The organism is Cumulibacter manganitolerans (assembly GCF_009602465.1).
Taxonomy (GTDB): Bacteria; Actinomycetota; Actinomycetes; order Mycobacteriales; family Antricoccaceae; genus Cumulibacter; species Cumulibacter manganitolerans.
Genome location: NZ_WBKP01000010.1, coordinates 77526 through 97231, shown reverse-complemented (window position 1 = coordinate 97231; position 19706 = coordinate 77526). Strand labels below are relative to the sequence as shown.

20 protein-coding genes are annotated in these 19706 nt (G+C 71.7%); 5 read left to right on the top strand and 15 right to left on the bottom strand.

The genetic code is table 11. From position 1 onward, the window contains the following. Window positions 1-55: 55 nt before the first annotated feature. On the bottom strand, window positions 56-808 hold the full coding sequence (locus tag F8A92_RS06020) for an HpcH/HpaI aldolase family protein (protein WP_194291378.1): 753 nt from the start codon (window positions 806-808) through the stop codon (window positions 56-58). 220 nt (window positions 809-1028) lie between these two features. On the opposite strand from F8A92_RS06020, the gene F8A92_RS06015 reads away from it, so the two are divergent. Next, window positions 1029-1628 carry a dihydrofolate reductase family protein gene (locus F8A92_RS06015; protein WP_153504244.1) on the top strand — a complete coding sequence of 200 codons (600 nt, stop codon included), beginning with the start codon at window positions 1029-1031 and terminating at the stop codon, window positions 1626-1628. A gap of 113 nt (window positions 1629-1741) precedes the next feature. On the opposite strand, the gene F8A92_RS06010 is transcribed toward F8A92_RS06015, so the two are convergent. From F8A92_RS06010 to F8A92_RS05990, 5 genes are all read right to left on the bottom strand, one after another. Beyond that, window positions 1742-2320, bottom strand: a complete 579-nt coding sequence (locus F8A92_RS06010; RefSeq protein ID WP_153504243.1) for a methylated-DNA--[protein]-cysteine S-methyltransferase — start codon at window positions 2318-2320, stop codon at window positions 1742-1744. A 59-nt stretch (window positions 2321-2379) separates the two neighbouring features. Next, window positions 2380-3285, bottom strand: coding sequence for an SRPBCC family protein (locus tag F8A92_RS06005; protein WP_153504242.1), 906 nt, complete (start codon window positions 3283-3285; stop codon window positions 2380-2382). A gap of 103 nt (window positions 3286-3388) precedes the next feature. Further along, window positions 3389-4264, bottom strand: a complete 876-nt coding sequence (locus tag F8A92_RS06000) for an FAD binding domain-containing protein (RefSeq protein WP_153504241.1) — start codon at window positions 4262-4264, stop codon at window positions 3389-3391. A gap of 18 nt (window positions 4265-4282) precedes the next feature. Beyond that, window positions 4283-6709: a xanthine dehydrogenase family protein molybdopterin-binding subunit gene (locus tag F8A92_RS05995; protein WP_153504240.1), complete on the bottom strand. Its 2427-nt coding sequence runs from the start codon at window positions 6707-6709 to the stop codon at window positions 4283-4285. Between the two features lie 2 nt (window positions 6710-6711). Further along, the gene (locus F8A92_RS05990) at window positions 6712-7200 is read right to left on the bottom strand and encodes a (2Fe-2S)-binding protein (RefSeq protein ID WP_153504239.1); all 489 of its coding nucleotides are present in this window, start codon (window positions 7198-7200) and stop codon (window positions 6712-6714) included. Between the two features lie 266 nt (window positions 7201-7466). On the opposite strand from F8A92_RS05990, the gene F8A92_RS05985 reads away from it, so the two are divergent. Together F8A92_RS05985 and F8A92_RS05980 are read left to right on the top strand one after the other, a co-directional pair. Next, window positions 7467-8612: an NAD(P)/FAD-dependent oxidoreductase gene (locus F8A92_RS05985; RefSeq protein ID WP_228389246.1), complete on the top strand. Its 1146-nt coding sequence runs from the start codon at window positions 7467-7469 to the stop codon at window positions 8610-8612. After that, complete coding sequence (locus tag F8A92_RS05980; RefSeq protein ID WP_153504238.1) at window positions 8609-9880, top strand: MFS transporter; 1272 nt, start codon at window positions 8609-8611, stop codon at window positions 9878-9880. The genes F8A92_RS05985 and F8A92_RS05980 overlap by 4 nt, the downstream gene beginning before the upstream one ends. Window positions 9881-9901: 21 nt before the next feature. Here F8A92_RS05980 and F8A92_RS05975 read toward each other — a convergent pair whose 3' ends face one another. Both F8A92_RS05975 and F8A92_RS05970 read right to left on the bottom strand, forming a co-directional pair. Beyond that, window positions 9902-10597, bottom strand: coding sequence for a hypothetical protein (locus F8A92_RS05975; protein WP_153504237.1), 696 nt, complete (start codon window positions 10595-10597; stop codon window positions 9902-9904). A 72-nt stretch (window positions 10598-10669) separates the two neighbouring features. Beyond that, entirely contained in the window at window positions 10670-11320 is a 651-nt protein-coding gene (locus tag F8A92_RS05970; RefSeq protein ID WP_153504236.1) for a hypothetical protein, read from the bottom strand. An 86-nt stretch (window positions 11321-11406) separates the two neighbouring features. Between F8A92_RS05970 and F8A92_RS05965 the strand changes: the two genes are divergently transcribed. Continuing rightward, on the top strand, window positions 11407-11847 hold the full coding sequence (locus F8A92_RS05965) for a GNAT family N-acetyltransferase (RefSeq protein ID WP_153504235.1): 441 nt from the start codon (window positions 11407-11409) through the stop codon (window positions 11845-11847). Between the two features lie 18 nt (window positions 11848-11865). Here the strand turns inward: F8A92_RS05965 and F8A92_RS05960 are convergent, their stop codons facing one another. Beyond that, window positions 11866-12753 (bottom strand): alpha/beta hydrolase fold domain-containing protein, encoded by an 888-nt coding sequence (locus tag F8A92_RS05960; protein WP_194291377.1) that lies wholly within the window; start codon window positions 12751-12753, stop codon window positions 11866-11868. Then, window positions 12750-13610: an SDR family NAD(P)-dependent oxidoreductase gene (locus tag F8A92_RS05955; RefSeq protein ID WP_153504233.1), complete on the bottom strand. Its 861-nt coding sequence runs from the start codon at window positions 13608-13610 to the stop codon at window positions 12750-12752. The genes F8A92_RS05960 and F8A92_RS05955 overlap by 4 nt, the downstream gene beginning before the upstream one ends. Window positions 13611-13719: 109 nt before the next feature. On the opposite strand from F8A92_RS05955, the gene F8A92_RS05950 reads away from it, so the two are divergent. Continuing rightward, window positions 13720-14346: a TetR/AcrR family transcriptional regulator gene (locus F8A92_RS05950; RefSeq protein WP_153504232.1), complete on the top strand. Its 627-nt coding sequence runs from the start codon at window positions 13720-13722 to the stop codon at window positions 14344-14346. Window positions 14347-14373: 27 nt separating this feature from the next. Here the strand turns inward: F8A92_RS05950 and F8A92_RS05945 are convergent, their stop codons facing one another. The 5 genes from F8A92_RS05945 to F8A92_RS05925 all read right to left on the bottom strand — a co-directional run bounded on the left by F8A92_RS05945 (window position 14374) and on the right by F8A92_RS05925 (window position 19703). After that, entirely contained in the window at window positions 14374-15537 is a 1164-nt protein-coding gene (locus F8A92_RS05945) for a carbohydrate kinase family protein (protein ID WP_228389245.1), read from the bottom strand. A gap of 27 nt (window positions 15538-15564) precedes the next feature. After that, the gene (locus F8A92_RS05940; protein ID WP_153504231.1) at window positions 15565-16368 is read right to left on the bottom strand and encodes an enoyl-CoA hydratase/isomerase family protein; all 804 of its coding nucleotides are present in this window, start codon (window positions 16366-16368) and stop codon (window positions 15565-15567) included. A gap of 207 nt (window positions 16369-16575) precedes the next feature. Beyond that, window positions 16576-17382 (bottom strand): hydroxymethylpyrimidine/phosphomethylpyrimidine kinase, encoded by an 807-nt coding sequence (locus F8A92_RS05935; RefSeq protein WP_153504230.1) that lies wholly within the window; start codon window positions 17380-17382, stop codon window positions 16576-16578. Window positions 17383-17428: 46 nt separating this feature from the next. Further along, window positions 17429-18553 (bottom strand): XdhC family protein, encoded by a 1125-nt coding sequence (locus F8A92_RS05930; protein WP_153504229.1) that lies wholly within the window; start codon window positions 18551-18553, stop codon window positions 17429-17431. After that, window positions 18546-19703, bottom strand: coding sequence for a vWA domain-containing protein (locus F8A92_RS05925; RefSeq protein WP_228389244.1), 1158 nt, complete (start codon window positions 19701-19703; stop codon window positions 18546-18548). Before F8A92_RS05925 ends, F8A92_RS05930 begins: the two co-directional genes overlap by 8 nt. Window positions 19704-19706: the final 3 nt, after the last annotated feature.

The window sequence follows — 19706 nt, the reverse complement described above, 5'->3', positions numbered from 1 at the left end:
CTTCGGGCGTCGTCGCCCGAAGTCGCAACAACACAACGGGCCGGAATCGGCCCGGTCATCCGAGCTGGTGGCGGGCCTCGGCGGCTCCGAGGTGCAGCAGACCGACGTCGCTGGTGACGGCGACCCACTCGAACCCGTGCTCGACGATCGCGCGGGCCCGCCGCGGGTCGCCGGCGAACGCCCCGGGCACGATCCCCGCCGCGCGGCACGCCGCGACCACCCGAGGCAGCGGCGCGTCGGGGGATCGGTCGGCCAGGACGTCGTCGATGTCGCGGCCGAGCGCGAGCGACAGGTCGAACGGGCCGACGAAGATCATGTCCAGGTCGGGCGTGCGGGCGATGTCGTCGACGGCGTCGAGCGCGACCTGGGTCTCGACCATGACCGCGGACATCGCGCGTCCCGGCAGCCCGGTCGTCGTGCCGTACGCCGCGCCGTGCATCGGACCGAAGCTGCGGGCGCCGCGCGGGGAGTAGTGCGCGGCCCGGACGACGTCCTCCGCCTCGGCGGCCGACTGCACCATCGGCACGATGACGCCGTCCGCGCCGGCGTCCAGTGCGCGGCCGATCAGCCCCACGTCGTTGCGCAGCACGCGGGTCAGGACCGTGGCGGCCGGCTTCCCCCGCAGCGCCAGCGTCTCGCGGACCGCGCGGTCGTCGAAGTGCCCGTGCTGGCCGTCGAGGCATACCCAGTCGAAGCCGGTGGCCTCGAGGGCGGCCGCGAGCCGCGGCTCGCCGATCGTGGCCCAGACCCCGGTGCGGGTCGGGCGCGGTGCTGCGTCGGTCGGTGCGGTGCTGGGATCGGATGCCATGTCCTCATCTTGGCCGACCGCCCCTTCCCGCGGCACTCGTTCGGTGGGATTGGCGCCAACGTCCCCGTCTACGGGTGTCCTCGGCGCCAACGTCCCGGTTGTCGGGGGCGCCGCCGGACGCCGGCACGATGAGTTGCCGCCGCCTGAGGGGTCTGTACCTGTAGCGGACGGATCGCCCCGACCAGGACGGCGGACGGCCCGCGGCCCGAAGGAGGGCATCATGACCGCCACCTACACCTTCGACGTCTTCGCCAGCCTCGACGGCTACGGGTCACTGACCGAGGAGGGTGCCGACTGGGGCGGCTACTGGGGCAAGCAGGGGCCCGAGCTGCTCGATCACCGCAAGGAGCTGCTCGGCGGCGACCAGCGGATGGTGTTCGGCGCGACGACGTACCGGGAGTTCGCGTCGATGATCGCGGCCGCCGGTGAGTACTCCGAGTTCGAGGACGAGTGGGTCGTGCGGATGCGCAACCTCCCGCTGACGGTCATCTCCTCGACGCTGCGCGAGCCGCTCGACTGGCACGACGCCAGGGTCGTGTCCGGTGACGCGGTCGAGATCGTGACGCAGATGAAGGCCGAGTCCGACGCGCCGATCCGCTCGCACGGCAGCCTGTCGCTGAACCACGCGCTGATGGCCGCCGGGCTCGTGGACCGGGTGCACGTCACGGTCTTCCCGGTGATCACCGCCAAGACCGGCACGGCGCCCGTCTTCGGCGGCGCCGGCGACTACGACCTCGAGCTGCTCGAGTCACGCACCCTCGACGGACGGACCCAGGAGCTCGTCTATCGCCCGATTCCGCACCGCCACCCCGGCGCCTGACGCCCGTTGTGTTGTGACGACTTTGGGCGACGTCGCCCGAAGTCGCAACAACACAACGGAGGGGTGGGGACCACCGCGAGCGGCGGGCGGGGCGAGCGAGCGGTGTGAGCGGGTCAGGCGGCCTCGAGGGCGAGCAGGACGCGTTTGGCCTCGGCGCCGCCGACGTAGTCACCGATCGTGCCGCTGGTCGGCACCACACGGTGGCACGGCAGCACGATCGGCAGCGGGTTGCGGCGGCAGGCGTCGCCGACGGCATCGACCTCGCGGGGGCTTCCGACGGCGGCGGCGACCTCGGCGTACGACGACGTCCGGCCGTAGCCGATGGACGGCAGATGCTGCGCGACGCGGCGGCCGAATTCGTCGAGCAGGCGAAGGTCCAGCGGGATCTCGATGGGGTTGATGTCTCCGCCGAAGTAGGCGTCGATGCCCCAGGCGGCGTCGTCGAGTTCCTGCTGGGCCAGGGTGACGCGCGGGCCGGCCCGCTCGCTGAGGCTCTGCAGGACGTCGTCGAAGCCCTCGACGGCGAAGGCGACCCGGACCAGGCCGCGGGCGGTGGCGGCGAGCAGCAGCTCGCCGAGCGGGGTATCCAGCAGCCGGTAGACGACGGGGGACGAGGAGTCGTGCGGGTCGGTGTGACCGGTCCGCGGGAGGTCTACCGTCGGCCTGCTGCAACGGTGATGGATCTCAGACATGGGAAGAGCCGGGGCGTGGCGCTCGCGCGTCGGCGAGCGCCACGGCCGGGCACGACTCGCTAGCTCTTCTTCTTCACCACGACAATCGCGATGACGGCGGCGATCAGCGCGGCCAGAACCGCCGGGATCGCCTTCTTCAGCACCGTGCCGCCGGCCAGCTCGATCAGGTCGATCGGCTCCGGCTCGGCAGCCGGGGCCGGCCTCGCGGGCGTCGTCTTCGGCGAGGCGGACGCCGCGGCGTGCTGGTCGGCCGCCGACTGGGCGCTCTCGCGAGCGTCCGCATTCGGCTTGGCAGACTCGGTGCCGGCGAATCCCGGCAGCTCGGTGGACTGCTTCTCGGCGTCGGACTGCTTCTTGTCGGCGTCGGCCTGCGCGCTGGTCGCGGCCGGGATGCTCGAGGTGGGCGTCTTGTCGGCCGCGCCGGCCGCCGTGGTGGCCCCCGCCGCCGCGCCGGCAGACCCCGCGCCCGCCGCGGCGCCGGCGGCACCGCCCTCAGCACCCGAGGAGGTTGCGGAGTCGTCCTCGCCGAGCTTGCCGGCGAGGCAGTCGGCGAACTGGCCGATGAGCTTGTTGCCGACGTCCACCATCACGCCGCGGCCGAACTGCGCCGGCTTGCCGGTGATGTTCAGGTCGGTGACGACCTTGACCGACGTCTCGGCGTCGCCCTTGCCGTTGAGCGTCGCGGTGATCTTCGCCGCGGCAGTGCCATTGCCGCGGGAATCGCGGCCGCGCGCGTCGATGACGGCCTTGTGCGCGCTCTCGTCCTTCTCCACGAACTTCGCCTGCCCCTTGTAGGTCAGGTTGATCGGCCCGAGCTTGACCTTCACGCTTCCGGTGAAGTCGTCGCCGTCCACGCTGTCGACGGCCGCGCCCGGCATGCACGGGGCGATGCGGCGGATGTCCAGCAGCACTGGCCAGGCCTTGTCGACGGGGACGGGGATGGTGAATTCGTGCTCGAGCTCCATGGCACTTCCTCTTTCGGTCGTCGTTCTGCAAAAACCCTACGTCGGAGACGACCTGCGGCGCACTTCCCCGATGAGGAAATGCGCCGCAGGTCGGTGGTGCGGTCTACTTGTCGCCGTGGTCCGCGCGCCCCTTGAGCGCACCCTCCAGCGCGCGGCGGGTGAGCACCTTGGCGAGGTGCTTGCGGTAGTCGGCCTTGGCCGACAGGTCGTCGGTCGGGCTGGTGCCCTCGTCGGCGTGCTCGGCCGCGGCGGCGAAGCTCTCGGCGGTCGCCGGCTGGCCCGCGAGGGCCGACTCGACGCCGGAGGCACGCACCGGCACCGGGCCCATGTTGGTCAGCCCGACCCGCGCCTCGGTGACGGTGTCGCCGTCGACCTTCAACGCCACCGCGACTCCCACCGTCGCCCAGGCCTGCGCCATCCGGTTGAACTTCTGGTAGTGGCACTTCCAGTCGCCGGACTTCGGGAACGAGACGCTGACCAGCACCTCGCCCTCGCCGATCGCGGTGGTGAGGTAGTCCTGGAAGAAGTCGGACGCGGGGACTGTACGCCGGCCGTCGGCGCCGGCGATCTCGAACTCGGCGTCGAGCGCCACCGCCGCCGACCCGAGGTCACCGGCCGGATCGGCGTGCGCCAGCGCGCCGCCGAGGGTGCCGCGGTGGCGCACCTGGCGGTCGGCCACCGTCTCGGTGATCTCCCGCAGCAGCGGCACGTTCTGGGTGATCAGGTCGTTCTCGAGTACCTCGGCATGCGTGACCATCGAGCCGATCTTGATCTTGTCGCCCTCGTCGGACACTTGCTTGAGCTCGTCGATGGCGCCGATATCGACGACCGTCGATGGAGCCGCGAGCCGCAGACGCAGCACCGGGATGAACGACTGGCCGCCGGCGATCACCTTGGGGTCGTCGCCGCCGTTGGCGAGCGCCTGCACGGCCTCGTCGACGGACGACGGGCGGGCGTAGTCGAACTTTGCGGGAATCATCGAAAATCTCCTCTGGTCTTACTCGGCTGCGCCGTCGGTGTGGGCGGTGGTCTCTGCGGCTGCTGTTTCGGTATGGCCGTCGCCGTGGATGGCGCGCCAGACCCGCTCGGGAGTGGCCGGCATCCGGACGTCGTTCACGCCGTACTGGCGGACGGCGTCCACCACCGCGTTCATGACCGCGGGGGTCGAGGCGATGCAGCCGGCCTCGCCGACGCCCTTGACGCCCAGCGGGTTGCTGGTGGCCGCCGTCGACGTCTGCCCGGTGAGGAACGGCGGCAGGTCGGCCGCGCTCGGAAGGGTGTAGTCGACGAACGTGCCGGTGGTCAGGTTGCCGTCGGCGTCGAAGATCGCCTCCTCGTAGAGGGCCTGGGCGATGCCCTGGGCGAGGCCACCGTGCACCTGCCCCTCGACGATCAGCGGGTTGATGATGTTGCCGATGTCGTCGACGCAGGCGTACTTCACCAGCCGCGCGTCACCGGTCTCGGTGTCGACCTCGACCGCCGCCAGGTGCGTGCCGTGCGGGAAGGAGAAGTTCTCCGGGTCGTACGTCGCGTCGGAGTCCAGCCCGAGCTCGACGTCCTCCGGGTAGCTGTGCCCGGCGAACACCGCGAGCGCGATCTCCTGGATGGACAGCCCCTGGTCGGTGCCCTTGACCTTGAAGCGGCCCGCGTCGAACTCGAGGTCGTCGGCCGACGCCTCCAGCAGGTGCGCGGCGATCTTCTTGGCCTTGTCCTTGACCTTGTCGGCCGCCTTCACGATCGCGATGCCGCCGACCGCGAGCGAGCGCGAGCCGTAGGTGTCCAGGCCCTTGTGGCTGGTCGCGGTGTCGCCGTGCAGGATCTCGATGTCGTCGTACGGGATGCCGAGCTGGTCGGAGACGATCTGCGCGAACGCCGTCTCGTGGCCCTGCCCGTGCGGCGACGCGCCGGTGATCACCTCGACCTTGCCGGTCGGCAGCATCCGGATCGCGCTGTACTCCCAGCCGCCGGCGCCGTAGTCCAGCGAGCCGAGCACGCGGGACGGCGCCAGGCCGCACATCTCGGTGAACGTCGAGATGCCCAGTCCCAGCTGCTTGGTGGACTTCTCGGCCCGGCGCCGGTCACGCTCGGCCTTCAGCTCGTCCCAGCCGAACAGCTCGAGGGCCTTGTCGGTGGCCACCTCGTAGTTCCCGGTGTCGTAGGTCAGGCCGCAGACGGTGGTGAACGGGAACTCGTCGTGCTTGATCCAGTTCCTGCGGCGCAGCTCCATCGGATCCATGTCGAGCTCGACGGCGAGCTCGTCCATGATCCGCTCGATCGCGTACGTCGCCTCCGGCCGGCCGGCCCCACGGTAGGCGTCGGTGGGGGTCTTGGTGGTGAACACCCCGTGGCAGGTGAACCGGTAGGCGGGGATCTTGTAGATCGCCGGGAACATGAACGCGCCGAGCACCGGCACGCCCGGGCCGACGAGCCGCAGGTAGGCGCCCATGTCGGCGTGCAGCGTGACGTCCAGACCGGTGACCTGGCCGTCCTTGGTCGCCGAGATGGTGACGTCCTGGATCTGGTCGCGGCCGTGGTGGGCGACCATCAGCGACTCCGAGCGCGTCTCGGTGAACTTCACCGGCTTGCCGAGGCGCATCGCCACCAGCGCGGTGATGATCTCCTCGGGGGTGACGGGGATCTTGCCACCGAACCCGCCGCCGACGTCCGGGGCGATGACTCGCACCTTGTGCTCGGGAATGCCGAGCGTCATGGCGAGCATCAGCCGCAGGATGTGCGGGATCTGCGTCGCCGACGTCAGCGTGACACCGCCGTCGGTCGGCTCCGCGACCACCGAGCGCGGCTCCATGAACGACGGGATGAGCCGCTGCTGGATGAAGCGGCGCTTGACGACCACCTCGGCGCCCTCGATGGCCTGCGTCGCGTTGCCGCCGGTGCCGGCCTCACCGGAGTCGAAGACCCACGTGTAGGACTTGTTCGACGACGTGCTCGGGTGCACCAGGGGAGCGCCGTCGCGCAGCGCCTCCTCCATGTCGAGGACGACGGGGAGCGCCTCGTAGTCGACCTCGACCTGCTCGGCGGCGTCCACCGCCTGCGCCTTGCTGCGGGCGACGACCACCGCGACGGCCTCGCCCACGTGGTTGACCTGGTCGACCGCCAGCGACGGGGCGCCGGGGTTGACCATGTCCGGGGTGACCGGCCAGGCGCAGGGCACGTTGCCCTGGACCTCGGCCACGTCCTTGCCGGTGATGACGTCGACGACGCCGGGCATCGCCTTGGCGGCGTCGACGTTGACGCCGCCGATCTTGGCGTGCGCCATGGGTGAGCGGACGAACGCCAGGTGCAGCAGCCCGGTGGCGGTCTTGTTGTCGGTCCAGGTGGTGCGACCGGTGATGAGGTGCTTGTCCTCGCGACGAGTGCGCGCCTGCCCGATCTCGGCGGCCGGGCGGTCATCCACGGCGGTCACGGCTAGCTCGCCCCCGCTCCCACGGTGGAGGAGTTGCCGGCGGCCAGCTTGATCGCCTCGACGATGTTCTGGTAGCCGGTGCAGCGGCAGAGGTTGCCCTCGATGCCTTCGCGGATCTCGCGGTCGTCCTTGGGGTGCGGCGTCTCGTTGAGGAAGTCGATCGCCGCCATGATCATCCCGGGCGTGCAGTAGCCGCACTGCAGGGCGTGCTTCTCGTGGAACGCCTGCTGCATGGGGTGCAGCTTGTCGCCGTCCGCGATGCCCTCGATGGTGGTGACCTCGTGCCCGTCGGCCTGGACCGCCAGCATGGTGCAGCTCTTGATCGCCTTGCCGTCGAGGTGCACGGTGCAGGCGCCGCAGTTGCTCGTGTCGCAGCCGATCACCGTGCCGGTCTTGCCGAGGACCTCGCGGAGGTAATGGACCAGCAGCATCCGGGGCTCGACGTCGTCCTCGCTCTTCATGCCGTCAACGGTCACGCTGATCTGGGTCATGCTTCCTCCAGCTCGCTGTTGTGGACATCGTCCGGGTCTACCGCGCGAGCATATGTGGTCGCTGCCACATTGAAAACGGGGGTGACGATAGCGTTGCAGGTGCGGCGGCAACTGGCGGCGGCCGCCGCAGGTGCGGCGGGCGGTGGGGTGCGCCATGTGCGCTCCTGCCGTTCGGGCGATAGGGCCCGGCGACGGTCGGATCCGCTGGGTGACCGGCGCCCGGTCTAGGGTCGAGGACAGCGACGGCGATGCGGAGGATGCGGCTCGTGGAGAAGTACGACGCGATCGTGATCGGCGGCGGGATCGCCGGCGTCTCGCTGGCGTACGAGCTGCAGGAGGACCGCAGCGTCGGGCTGCTCGAGATGGAGACTCACCTGGCGTTCCACACGACCGGGCGCAGTGCGGCCACCTTCCTCGAGACGTACGGCGGACCGCAGATCAGGGCACTCACGACCGGCAGCCGCGACTTCTTCGAGCACCCGCCGGACGTCTTCGAGCACTCGCCGCTGCGCCGGCTCGGGCTGGTCTGGGTCGGCACCCACGGCCGTTCGGCGAAGGTGCGCGCCATGCAGCAGGAGATGAGCGCGCTCGTCCCCGACGTCCGGCTGCTGAGCGCCGACGACGCGGTCGAGGTCAACCCGATCCTCAGGCGCGAGTACGTCGAGCTGGCGCTGTACGAGCCGGGCGCGATGGAGCTCGACGTGCACCTGCTGCACCAGGGCTTCGTGCGGGGCTTCCGCGAGCGCGGAGGAGTCGTGCACACCGCGGCGCGGGTGACCGGCGCCGTCCGCAGCGAGGACTTCGACGACGACCACGTCTGGACGCTCACCGACTCCGGCGGCAACAAGTACCAGGCCCCGCTCGTCGTCAACGCCGCCGGCTCGTGGGTGGACGTCGTCGCCGCGATGTTCGGCGCCCGGTCGGTGGGCATCGCGCCGCTGCGCCGCACCATCTTCATGGTCCCCTCGCCGCACGGGTCGCGTACTGCCGCGCTTCCGATGGCGGCGGACGTCGACGACACGTTCTACGTCAAGCCGGACGGTGAGCAGTACCTGTGCTCGCCGGCCGACGAGGTGCTGCAGTCGCCGAGCGATCCACGCCCCGACGAGCTGCGGATCGCGCAGGCGATGGAGGTCATCGACGCGGCGACGCACATCCGTCCCCGGCACGTGCGCAGCTCGTGGGCCGGGCTGCGCAACTTCGCCCCGGACCGGGTCCCGGTCGTCGGGTTCGACGCGCAGCTCGCCGGGTTCTTCTGGTTCGGCGGCCAGGGCGGCTACGGCATCCAGACCGCCCCCGCCATGGCCCGGCTCGGCGCGGCGCTGGTGCGCGGGGAGCAGCCGCCGGCGGACCTCGTCGATCGAGGTCTGGACGCCGCGAGGCTGGCGCCGGGCCGGTTCGCCGCGCAGTGAAGGGCGACCCGAGCGGCCCGACCCTCTGGCGGTCGGCCAACTTCCGCCGGTTCTGGATCGGCGACGCCGTCTCCCAGCTCGGCGTCGAGGTCGGCGTGCTCGCCATCCCGGTCATCGCGGTCACCCTGCTGCACGCCACCGAGCAGCAGGTCGGCAACCTGACCGCGGCGTCCCTCGCGGCATTCCTGGTGGTGGGGCTGCCGGCCGGCGCGCTCGTCGACCGGTGGCGCAAGCGGGCGACGATGATCTGGGCGAATGTCGCGCGGTTGCTCGCCGCGCTCCTGGTTCCCGCGCTGTGGTTCACGGGATCGCTGCAGATGTGGCACCTCTACGTCGTCGCCGGCGTCACCGGGATCGCCCGGGTGTTCTTCGACGTCTGCTACCAGTCGTACATCCCGCTGCTGGTGGACTCCGCGCAGGTCCCGGACGCGAACTCGAAGCTGGAGTCCACCGCCCAGATCGCGCACATGGGCGGCCCGGCGCTCGGCGGCCTGCTGCTGAAGGTGCTCAGCGCGCCGGTGCTGATGTTCGCCGACGCGATCGGCTACGTCGCCTCGGTGCTGGCCTTGCGCGGCGTGACCGACAGCGAGGCGATCAGCCGGCCGGAGCAGCCGCGGCGGCTGCTCGCCGACATCAAGGAGGGGATGGTCTTCGTCGCCCGCCACCCGCTGATCCGCCCGATCACGATCTGCACGGCGCTGGCCAACCTCTTCAACACGCTGCTGATGACGCTGTACCCGCTGTTCGCGCTGCGCGTCCTCGGCTTCGAGCCCGAGGTGCTCGGCTTCGCGCTCGCCGCCGGCGCGGCCGGCGGGTTGATCGGGGCCGCCACCGCCGGACGGCTGGCGGCCCGGGTCGGCGACGGGCGGACGATTCCGCTCGCCGCGATGCTGAGCGGACCGGCGCTCGCGTTGATCCCGGCCGCGCAATACGTGCCCGAGCGCTGGATGGCGTTCGCCCTGCTGGTCGTCGGCGAGCTGCTCCTGTCGTTCTCCGTCGTCGTCTACAACGTCACGCAGGTGAGCATGCGCCAGCGCGCCTGCCCGCGGCGGCTGCTCGGGCGGATGAACGCCTCGATCCGGTTCTTCGTGTGGGGCATCATGCCGCCGGCCGCGCTGCTCGCCGGCTGGCTCGGCCAGGTCCTCGGAGTCGTGCCGACCCTGTGGATCGCGGCCGTGGGGCAGTTCTCGTCCTGCCTGCCGGTGCTGCTTTCGCCGCTGCGCACGATGCGCACCTTCCCCGAGGCGTACGCCGAGGAGTCCGTCTAGCACCGAAAGCGGTCGCTGGAGCTAGATCCAGGACACCGAGCCGATCAGGTCCGACAGCGCGTTGCCGCCCTCGCTGGTCTTGTCGGACTGCACGTTCACGATGAAGGCGTAGGCGGTGTCGTCGTGCACGGTGACGATCACCGCGCTGCGCAACGTGACGCCGCCCTTGTCGTACTCGCCGGTGCTGTAGCCGGCCACCTTCTCGCCGTCGATCGACGACATGCTCGGCGTCAGGTCCTCGGTCGTGGTCTGCAACGAGCTCTCCACCGAATCGCGGCCGTTCGTGACGATCTGATCGATCGGCGTGCCCTTGGCCGGCTCGGTCGTGACGACGATCGTCGTCTGGAACGAGCTGTCGCTGGCCGGGTCGTACGCCGCGGCGACCGCGCTCGGGACGTCGACCAGATCGATGGCGTCCTGATATCCGCTGGGCAGCGAGAAGGTGAAGGCGCCGTCGCTGGAGGTGACCGGCGCGCCGCCGTCTGCGCCGCTCGACCCGCCTGCGGAGCCCGAGCCGTCGGACGACGAGTCGCCGGACCCGCCGCTCGAGGCCTTCTTCCCGGCGTCCGCACCGGAGGCGACCGTGCCCGTGCCGGAGCCCGCCGGGTCGTTTCCGGAGCGGACGACCACGATCACGGTCACCACGGCGAGCGCGACGAGGCCGACCAGGGCGGCGATGATCGCCGGGGTGAACGTCTTGCGGGGAGGCGTGGGCATGGGCACCGTCCGGGAGGCGAAGAGCTGCTGACTACTCACCGACGCGCCGGCGGCGCAGCGTGGTTCCGCCGGCTAGGCCCACTTCACCGATTCGACGAGGGCGACCATCGCGTCGGCCGCATCGCCGGCGTTGTCCGGCAGGGTGTTGGTGGTGAAGGAGTAGAAAGAGCCGTCGTGCTCGGTCATGAACAGCGCCGAGGTGATGTTCTTGCCCGCGTCGGTGTACTCCGGGGTGGTGAACGCCTTCAGGGGCTCGCCGTCGATGTCGTCGACCGGCGGGTTCGCGTCCTCGGTCTTGATGCTGAACTTCTTCTCGATCTGCTTGCGCACCGAGTCGAACATCGTGTCCAGGTCACCGGTGGCCGACTGCTTGGCGATGACGATGTGCGTCGGGAAGCCCGCGTCGCTGGCCGGGTCGACGACCGCCGCGACCGCGCCCGGCACGTTGATCTTGTCGATCGCGTCCTGGTAGCCGGCGGGCAGCGTGAACGACAGGCTGCCGTCGATCGCCTCGATGTCGCCGCCCGACGGGCCGCTCTCGGACGACGCCGGCGCGCTCGACTCGCTGTCGCTCGAGCTGGACCCGGCGGAGACCGATGTGGTCGAGGATCCGGCGCCGCTCGGGGACGCCTTTCCTTCCGTGGCCTTGGAGCAGGCCGCCGCGGTGAGCAGCAGGGCGGCGGTTGCGGCGGCGGCGAGGGCACGGCGAGGGGTCGGCGTCATGCCTACACCCTAGGTCGCCCGACCGGGCGCTGGACGGCACCCCGGCTGAGTGCTTGGCCACCGCTTCCGGCCGATAATCTGGGTCGATGGCCGGCGAGCTGCACGTGAAGACGATCGACGAGATGACCGCCCGCGAGCTGCACGACGTGCTGCGTCTGCGGGTGGACGTGTTCGTCGTCGAGCAGGCGTGCCCCTACCCCGAGATCGACGGCCGGGACGCCGATCCCTCGACCCGGCACCTGTGGATCGACGGCGCGGACGGCGTCGCGGCGACGATCCGGCTGCTGGACGACGGGGACCAGGCGCGCATCGGACGCGTCGCGACCGCTCCGCAGCACCGCGGCCGCGGCCACGCCAGGCGGCTCGTCGAGGCCGCAATCGCGCTCTCCGCCGCACGGCCGATCGTGCTCGACGCGCAGAGCCACCTGCGCGGCTGGTACGGCGCACTGGGGTTCGTCGTCGACGGTCCGGAGTTCGTCGAGGACGGCATTGCACACCTCCCGATGCGCCGCGCGCTCTCCGGGTAGCCCCCGAGGTCGGCCGGCCTACGGGGACGGCTGCCCGGCGAGGAAGCGACCGAGATCGACCAGCACGTCGTACGCCTCGGGCAGCAGGTCGGCCTGCAGGTGCGCCACGTGCCACAGCCGCGGCAGCACCGTGAGGCGGATGTCGGCACCGGCGCGGGAGGCCTGGCGGACGAATCGCTCGCACTGCTCGCGCAGCACCTCGTCGCGCCCGACGTGCACCAGCGTCGGCGGCAGGGCCGACAGGTCGCCGAAGATCGGGCTGATGCCCGGCTCGAACCGGTCGTGGGTGCCGCAGTAGGCGGCGGCGCTGGCCTGCCCCCAGGCCGGCCGCACCACGATGTCGGCCTTGCTTGCCGGCGGGACGACGGTGAGGTCGACCCAGGGTGCGATCAGGCCCAGGCGGGCGGGCGCGGCGTCGCTCCCGGCCAGCCGCAGGGCGGTGGCGGCCGCCAGGCCCCCGCCCGCGGAGTCCCCACTGAGCGCGTAGCCGCCGTACCGCTCGGCCACTTGCCGGCACACCGCGACCGCATCGTCGAGGGCCGCCGGGTACGGGTGCTCGGGAGCCAGCCGGTATCCCGGTACGTAGACGCGGCGGCCGGTGATCTCGGCCAGGTTCGCCGCCAGGTTGCGGTAGACCTTCGGCGAACCCACGGTGTACGCGCCGCCGTGCAGGTGCACGAGCGGCTCGCCGGAGGCGGGCGTGCCGACGCTGACCCGCAGGCCCGGAACACCGCCGATGGTGATCCGCTCGGTGCGGGTACCGGCCGGCGCGGGCGGCCCGGTGGCGAGCAGCTCGAGGTACTTGCGCTGCGCGCGGATCGGCAGCGGACCGCCGAGACCGGGGCGCTGCAGAACCTGCACGATGCGCCGTACGACGGCGTACGGCAACCGCCGCCGCCCGGTCACGAGCGCACCTCGCGCGGCGCCCGCTCGATCCACCGGACCGGGGGTCCGGCGCGGCCGGCGGTCCGGGCCACGACCCGCTGGTAGCCGGCGCCGGTGAGGCGCACGAGCACGTCCAGGACCTTCGCGTCGGGGCCCACGAGGACCCGCGCCTTGCCGCGGCGCACGCCGCGCCAGATGCCCTGGGCGGCCTTCTCCGCGGACGTCTTGGCGAGCTTCTCGTCGAAGTGCGCGGCGATGGCGGCCGCGTCGTGCCGTGCGTCGCCGCGGCCGTTGCGCGCGATCGCCGTTCGGATGCCGCCGGGGTGCACGCAGGTCACCCCGACCGGCAGCCGCGCCGCGAGCATCTCGGTGCGCAGCGACTCGGTGAACCCGCGGACGGCGAACTTGGCGGCGTTGTAGGCCGACTGGCTCGGCACGCTGAGGATCCCGAACAGGCTGGAGATGTTGACCACGTGCCCGTCGCCGCTCGCGACGATCTGCGGCAGGAACGCCTTCGTCCCGTGCACGACGCCCCAGAAGTTGATGCTCATCAGCCACTCGAGGTCCTCGTACGACATGTCGGCGATGTCGCTGGAGAGCGCGACTCCGGCGTTGTTGACGATGACGTCGGCGGCCCCGAGGTCCGCGGCGACCGCGTCGGCGTACCCCGCCCACGCCGACCGCTCGGCGACGTCGAGCCGGTCGGTGCGCACTGCGCAGCCCGGCCCGCAGCGCGTGGCGGTGACGGCGAGTCCTTCGGTGTCGACGTCCGACAGCGCGAGGCGCGCGCCCTCGGCGGCAGCCTGGATCGCCAGTGCACGGCCGATCCCGGACGCCGCGCCGGTGATGACGACGGTCTTGTCGCGCAGGGTCTGCATGCTCGCAGGCTAGAACCGCACTGAACGTCGGTCAAAAATCTCCCGGTCCCCTGGAATTCCGCGGTGCCGACCATCCGGCGAATATCATGGTCGGCAGGGGGCGATCAGCGTGACCGGTGAGGGGCGGCGGGTGCGGCTGTCCTCCGAGGCGCGGCGTGAGCAGCTGCTGGCGATCGGCGTCGACATGCTGCGCAACCGGCGGCTCGAGGACCTCTCCATCGACGACATCGCAAACCAGGCCGGTATCTCCCGGGGCCTGCTCTTCCACTACTTCCAGTCGATGCAGGAGTTCCAGATCGCGGTGGCCCGTCGGGTCATGGAGGGGCTCATCGACCGGCTGACGTCGGGCGCGGACGAGAGCCTCTCGCCGGACCAGCGTCTGAGGAGCTCCCTGTCGATCTACATCGACTACATCGCCGAGCGCCCCGACGTGTACCGGTCGGTGGTCCGTGGTGTCGCGACCGGACCGCACGGCATCCGCACGATGGCCGATCACACCCGCGATCAGGTGGTCGATCTGCTGCTCGCGAACGCGTCCGCGAGTGCACCGGGCGCGGGGGCGATCGAGGGACCGTCGGCCCGGCTCGGCGCGCACGCGTGGATCGCGATGACCGAGGAGCTCGTGGCCCGGTGGCTGGACGACCCGGTCATCAGCCGAGACGAGCTCGTGTCGCGGATCGTCGCGCCGCTGCCGGCGTTGCTTGGGGTCGCCGACCGGCGGACGCCGACGTCCTGACCCGGATCGCGCTGCGGTGGCGCGGCCTCACGCGCGGTGCCGCAGCCCCAGCGTGGCTCCGGCGCGGCGCACCGGCCCCAGCGCGACGTCCGGCAGCAGGTCGCCGATGAATCCGTACTCGCTGATCTGGTCGGCGTGCGGTCCGTGCTCGATGTTGTGGTGGTACCACGCGGTGATCTCGCCCCAGCCGGGCGCGGCCAGCGAGCCGCCGAAGTGCTGCACGGACAGCGCCGCGCACAGGTTGGCGAACCGCAGCCGGTCGCCGAGCTCCCATCCCGCGAGGGTGCCCACCATGAACCCGGCGCCGAAGACGTCGCCGGCACCCGTCGGGTCGATGGCCTCGATCGGCAACCCGTCGACGGACGCGGTCTCGCCGGTCTGCTGGTCGATGGCGAGGGCGCCGCGACGGCCGCGGGTCACGACGACGACCGGCACGTGCTCGGCCAGTGCGGCGGCGGCCTTCTCGGGTGTGTCTGTGCGGCTCAGCGCCATCGCCTCGTCGGCGTTCGGCAGGAACACGTGGCAGTCGCGCAACCGCTCGAGCATCTGCGCCGACCAGGCCTGCGTGGCGTCCCACCCCAGGTCGGCGAACACCAGGGCGCCGGCGTCGTACGCGTGCCGCACCCACTTCTGCTCTCCCAGCTCCAGGGCGGCGAAGCAGGCCCGCACCGGTGGGGGAGAGCCGATCATCTGGTCGAGCGTCTGCGGAGCGGGGTGCCCGTGGGTGATCATCGTGCGATCGCGCTCCACGGCCACCGAGACGGTGACCGGGGAGTGCCAGCCGTCGAATCGGCGGGACGCCGACAGGTCGATGTCCTCCTGGCCGCTGAGCGTGTCCCAGCAGTAGTCGCCGTACATGTCGTCGCCGAACGCTGCGGCCAGCCAGGTGCGCAGGCCCAGCCGGCGCATCGCCACGGCCATGTTGGCCAGGCCGCCCGGGCTGGAGCCCATGCCCGGCGCCCACGCCTCGGTGCCCGGCCGCGGCATCGCGGGCAGCCCGGTGAACACGATGTCGAAGAACACCTGCCCGGCGCAGAACACGTCGACGAACGGATCGCCCGCCCGGCGGATCGCCGACAACGGATCGAGCATGACCCGTGGCGAGCGGCGCTCGGGGCGCTGCTGGCCGTCCTTGGCGTGCAGCGCACCGAAATCACGGATCTCGGTGTCGGGTAGCTCCGGGCTCGACATACCAGGGAGGGTAGCCGCTGGAGCGCCTCAGCGGCCCCGGAAGCTCGGATCGCGCTTCTCGAGGAACGCCGCGACGCCCTCGCGGAAGTCCTCGGTGCCCAGCAGCGGCAGCAGCTGCAGGTACACGTGGTGCACGTTCTGCTCGAACGTCTCCGACTCCGCCGCGCGCATCATCCGCTTGATCGCCCGCACCGCGAGCGGCGCGTTGGCCGCGATCTCGGCGGCGATCCGGTCGGCGTACGCCGCGAGCTCGGTCGCGGGAACGACGTGGTTGACGAGGCCGAGGTCGAGGGCCTCGGCGGCCGTCAGTGTCTTGCCGCGGAACGCGATCTCGGCGGCCTTCGCGTACCCCACCATCCGCGGCAGCAGCCAGGTGCCGCCGCTCTCCGGGAGGATGCCCCGCTTGGCGAAGCCGGTGTTGAGCTTGGCCGAGTCGGCAGCCACGCGGAGGTCGCAGCCCAGCGCGAGGTCGAGCCCGTACCCGGCGGCGCCGCCGTTGAGGACGGCGATGGTCGGCGTGTCGAGGTTGTGCAGGACGACGGGCGGCGCGCTGCGCATCTCGAGCTCGCCCGGCGCTCCCGAGCCGGTGCTCAGGTTGCCGAGGGACCCGGACTCCGCCTTCGACTGCGCCTGCAGGTCGAGCCCGGCGCAGAACGCCCGGCCCGCGCCGGTCAGCACGATGCAGCGGGCGGCCGGGTCGCGGTCGGCCTCGGTCAGCCGCTCGGAGATCGCCGCGAGCATCGTCGCGGAGATGGTGTTCATCCGGTCGGGGGCGTTGAGCGTGATGGTCGCGACGCCGTCCGCGACCTCGTAGAGCACCTCGTCAGTCATGCGCTCACCCTAGAGGTCGCCGCAGACCCGCGCGGGAGCGCCGCCGTCGGCGTCCGGTCCGGGACGCCGAAGCGGGCTTCGTCGGCGAGAGCGGGGAAGCTTCCCCGCTTTCAGCGACGAACCCCGCTTCCGGATCGACCAGCCGCCAGCCGCGGCCGGTCGTCGGGTCGTCGGGTCAGTGGGTCAGCGGGTCAGTGGTTCAGTGGTTCAGTGGTTCAGCTGGCGTACCGCGTCGAACGGCGCGTTCGAGGAGAGCCGCGAGGCGATGCCCTGGGTGACGAACTCCTTGGCCGAGCGGGCGGCGTCCAGCGGGCTCGCGCCCTTCGCCAGCTCGGCCGTGACCGCCGCGGCGAGCGAGCATCCGGCACCGGAGACGGCGTGCTCGCCGACCTTCGGCGCCGAGAGCACCTCCAGCGTGGTGCCGTCGTAGAACACGTCGACCGCGTCCGGTCCGGCGATGCGCACGCCGCCCTTGGCCAGGACGGCGGCGCCGGACTTCTCGTGGATCGTCCGGGCGGCGGCGATCAGGTCGTCGACGTCGTCGATCGCGGAGCGCCCGGACAGCGCCATCGACTCGAAGTGGTTCGGCGTCACGAACGACGCGAGAGGGAGGATCTGCGACTTGAGCGCGTTGTCGGTGTCCAGCGCCGCGCCGGGCTCCTGGCCCTTGCAGATCAGCACCGGATCCAGCACCAGGTTCTTCGGCCGGTAGCCCGCCAGCGCGCCCGCGACGGTGTCGATCGTGGTAGGGGTGCCGAGCATGCCGATCTTGACCGCGTCCGGGACGTAGCAGGAGAACTGTGCCTCGAGCTGGTCGGCGATCACCTGCGGGTCGACCGGGACGAAGCGGTGCCCCCACTCGTTCTTGGGATCGAAGCTGACGATGCAGGTGAGCGCCACCATGCCGAAGACGTCGCGGGCCTGGAACGTCTTCAGGTCGGCCTGCGCACCCGCGCCGCCGGTGGCCTCGGAACCGGCGATGGTCAGGGCGATGGGCGGGGGAGAAGTGGTCATCTCCCCAGTATGCGCGCGGGCCGATCGGCCGGATCGGCCCGCCAGGCTACCGCTCGACGTCGCGGTGGATGCGGCCGTCGGCGTCCGACAGCCGCGCCCCGTCACCGCCCCACTGCAGCGCGATGATCTCGGCGGCGATCGACACGGCGGTCTCCTCGGGCGTCCGCGCGCCGAGGTCGAGGCCGATCGGCGAGCTCAGCCGCGCGATCTGCTCCTCGGGCACGCCCGCCTCCCGCAGCCGCGCCAGCCGGTCGTCGTGCGTACGGCGCGAGCCCATCGCGCCGATGTACGCCACGTCCAGCGGCAGCGCGACCTGCAGCAGCGGGACGTCGAACTTGGGGTCGTGGGTGAGCACGCAGATGATGGTGCGCTCGTCGACGCGCCCGGCGTCGACCTCGGCCTGCAGGTAGCGGTGCGGCCACTCGACCACGACCTCGTGGGCGTCGGGGAACCGCTTCGGGGTGGCGAAGACCGGCCGCGCGTCGCAGACGGTCACCTTGTGGCCGAGGAAGGCGCCCATGCGGGCCACCGCCGCCGCGAAGTCGATCGCCCCGAACACGAGCATCCGGCGCGGCGGGGCGTACGCCGCGACGAACAGCGACAGGTCGTCGCCGAGCCGCTCGCCGTCGTGCCCGTAGTGCACCATCCCGGTGCGGCCCGCAGCGAGCATGCCGCGGACGTCGTCGGTGATCGCCGCGTCGAGGCGGTCCAGGCCGAGGGTGCCGCTCACCCGGTCGTTCCAGACCACGAGGCGGTTGCCCACCCGGTCGTCGGCGCCGTCCACGCAGGTGACGACCGCGACCGGCTCGTGCGCGTCGATCGACGCGGCGACCTGGTCGAGCTCGGGGAAGGTCTGCTTGCTGATCGGCTCGACGAAGACGTCGAGGATGCCGCCACAGGTCAGGCCGACCGAGAACGCGTCGTCGTCGCTGACGCCGTACCGGTGCAGCGCCGGGCTGCTCTCGCCCCCGACGACGAGCTTCGCCTCCTCGAACACCGCGCCCTCGACGCAGCCGCCGGACACGCTGCCGAAGGCCTCGTCGTCCGGCCCGACCACCATCGAGGCGCCCGCGGGCCGCGGAGCCGACCGCCACGTCGCCACGACGGTGCCCATGCCGACCGTCTTGCCGTCGCGCCACCAGGGCAGCAGGTCGTTCAGGATCTCACGCATCGGCAATCAACCTCGCTAGCTTGGCGTACGAATCGAAGGAGTGGCCGGCTACGAACTCGTCGATGCTCGGCAGGGCGGCGACGATACCCGCGGTCAGCGGTTCGTAGCCGGCGTGGCCTTTGTGTGGGTTCGCCCAGATCACCTTGTGCGCCAGGCGATGCAGCCGCTTCATCTGCTCGCCGAGCAGCGCCGGGTCGCCGCGTTCCCACCCGTCGCTGAAGATCACCACGATCGCGCGGCGGGCCGTGCCGCGCTGTCCCCAGCGGTCCAGGAAGGCGCGCAGCATCTCGCCGAGCTGGGTGCCGCCGCTCCAGTCGGGGATCGCCTGGCCGGCGGCGCGCAGCGCCTTGTCGGAGTTGCGCAGCCGCAGCTCGCGGGTGACGCGGGTCAGTCGGGTCCCGAGGGTGAACACCTCGGTGCTGACCGGGTTGCGGCGGACGGCGGCGTGCGCGAACCGCAGCAGCGCGTCGGAGTACGGCGCCATCGAGCCGCTCACGTCCCCGATGATCACCAGCTTGCGGGGCCGGACGCGGCGGTCGCGCCACTGGAGCCGGGTCAGCTCGCCCCCGGTGCGCATCGCGGCGCGGATCGACCGGTGCGGGTCGGTGATCCCGGTGTGCGAGTCGCGATAGCGCCGCGACCGGCGGGACGCCGCGGCCGGCGCGAGCAGCTCGAACATCCGCTTGAGGGCCTGCCGGTCCGCCTCGCTGAGGTCGGCGAAGTCCTTGTGCCGCAGCACCTCCTGCGCCGTCGCCTGCCCGGGAATGGGGTCGTCGTCCGACTCCTCCTGCTCGGCGCCCTGCGGAGCATCGATCCCGACCGGCAGGTGCATCGGGCGCGGCTGCTCGACGGCCATGCCCGCGCGCTTGACCGCCTCCTTGCCCTCGAAGTACGCCGCGAACCCGGCGTCGTACTTCGGCAGGTCGTCCGGCGAGCTGCACAGCGTGAGCCGACCCGCCCAGTACACGTCGTCCTGGCGCAGCACGTCGAGCGCCTCGACGGCCTGCAGCATCGACATGGTGCGGTCGGGCGTGACGTCGACCCCCGCGACGCGCAGCATCCGCGCGAAGCCCAGCAGCGTCTCGTCGACGCCGCGCGCCGGAGCGCTCGCCTCCTTGTCGACGTAGTGCAGCATCCAGCCGGACGTCATGAG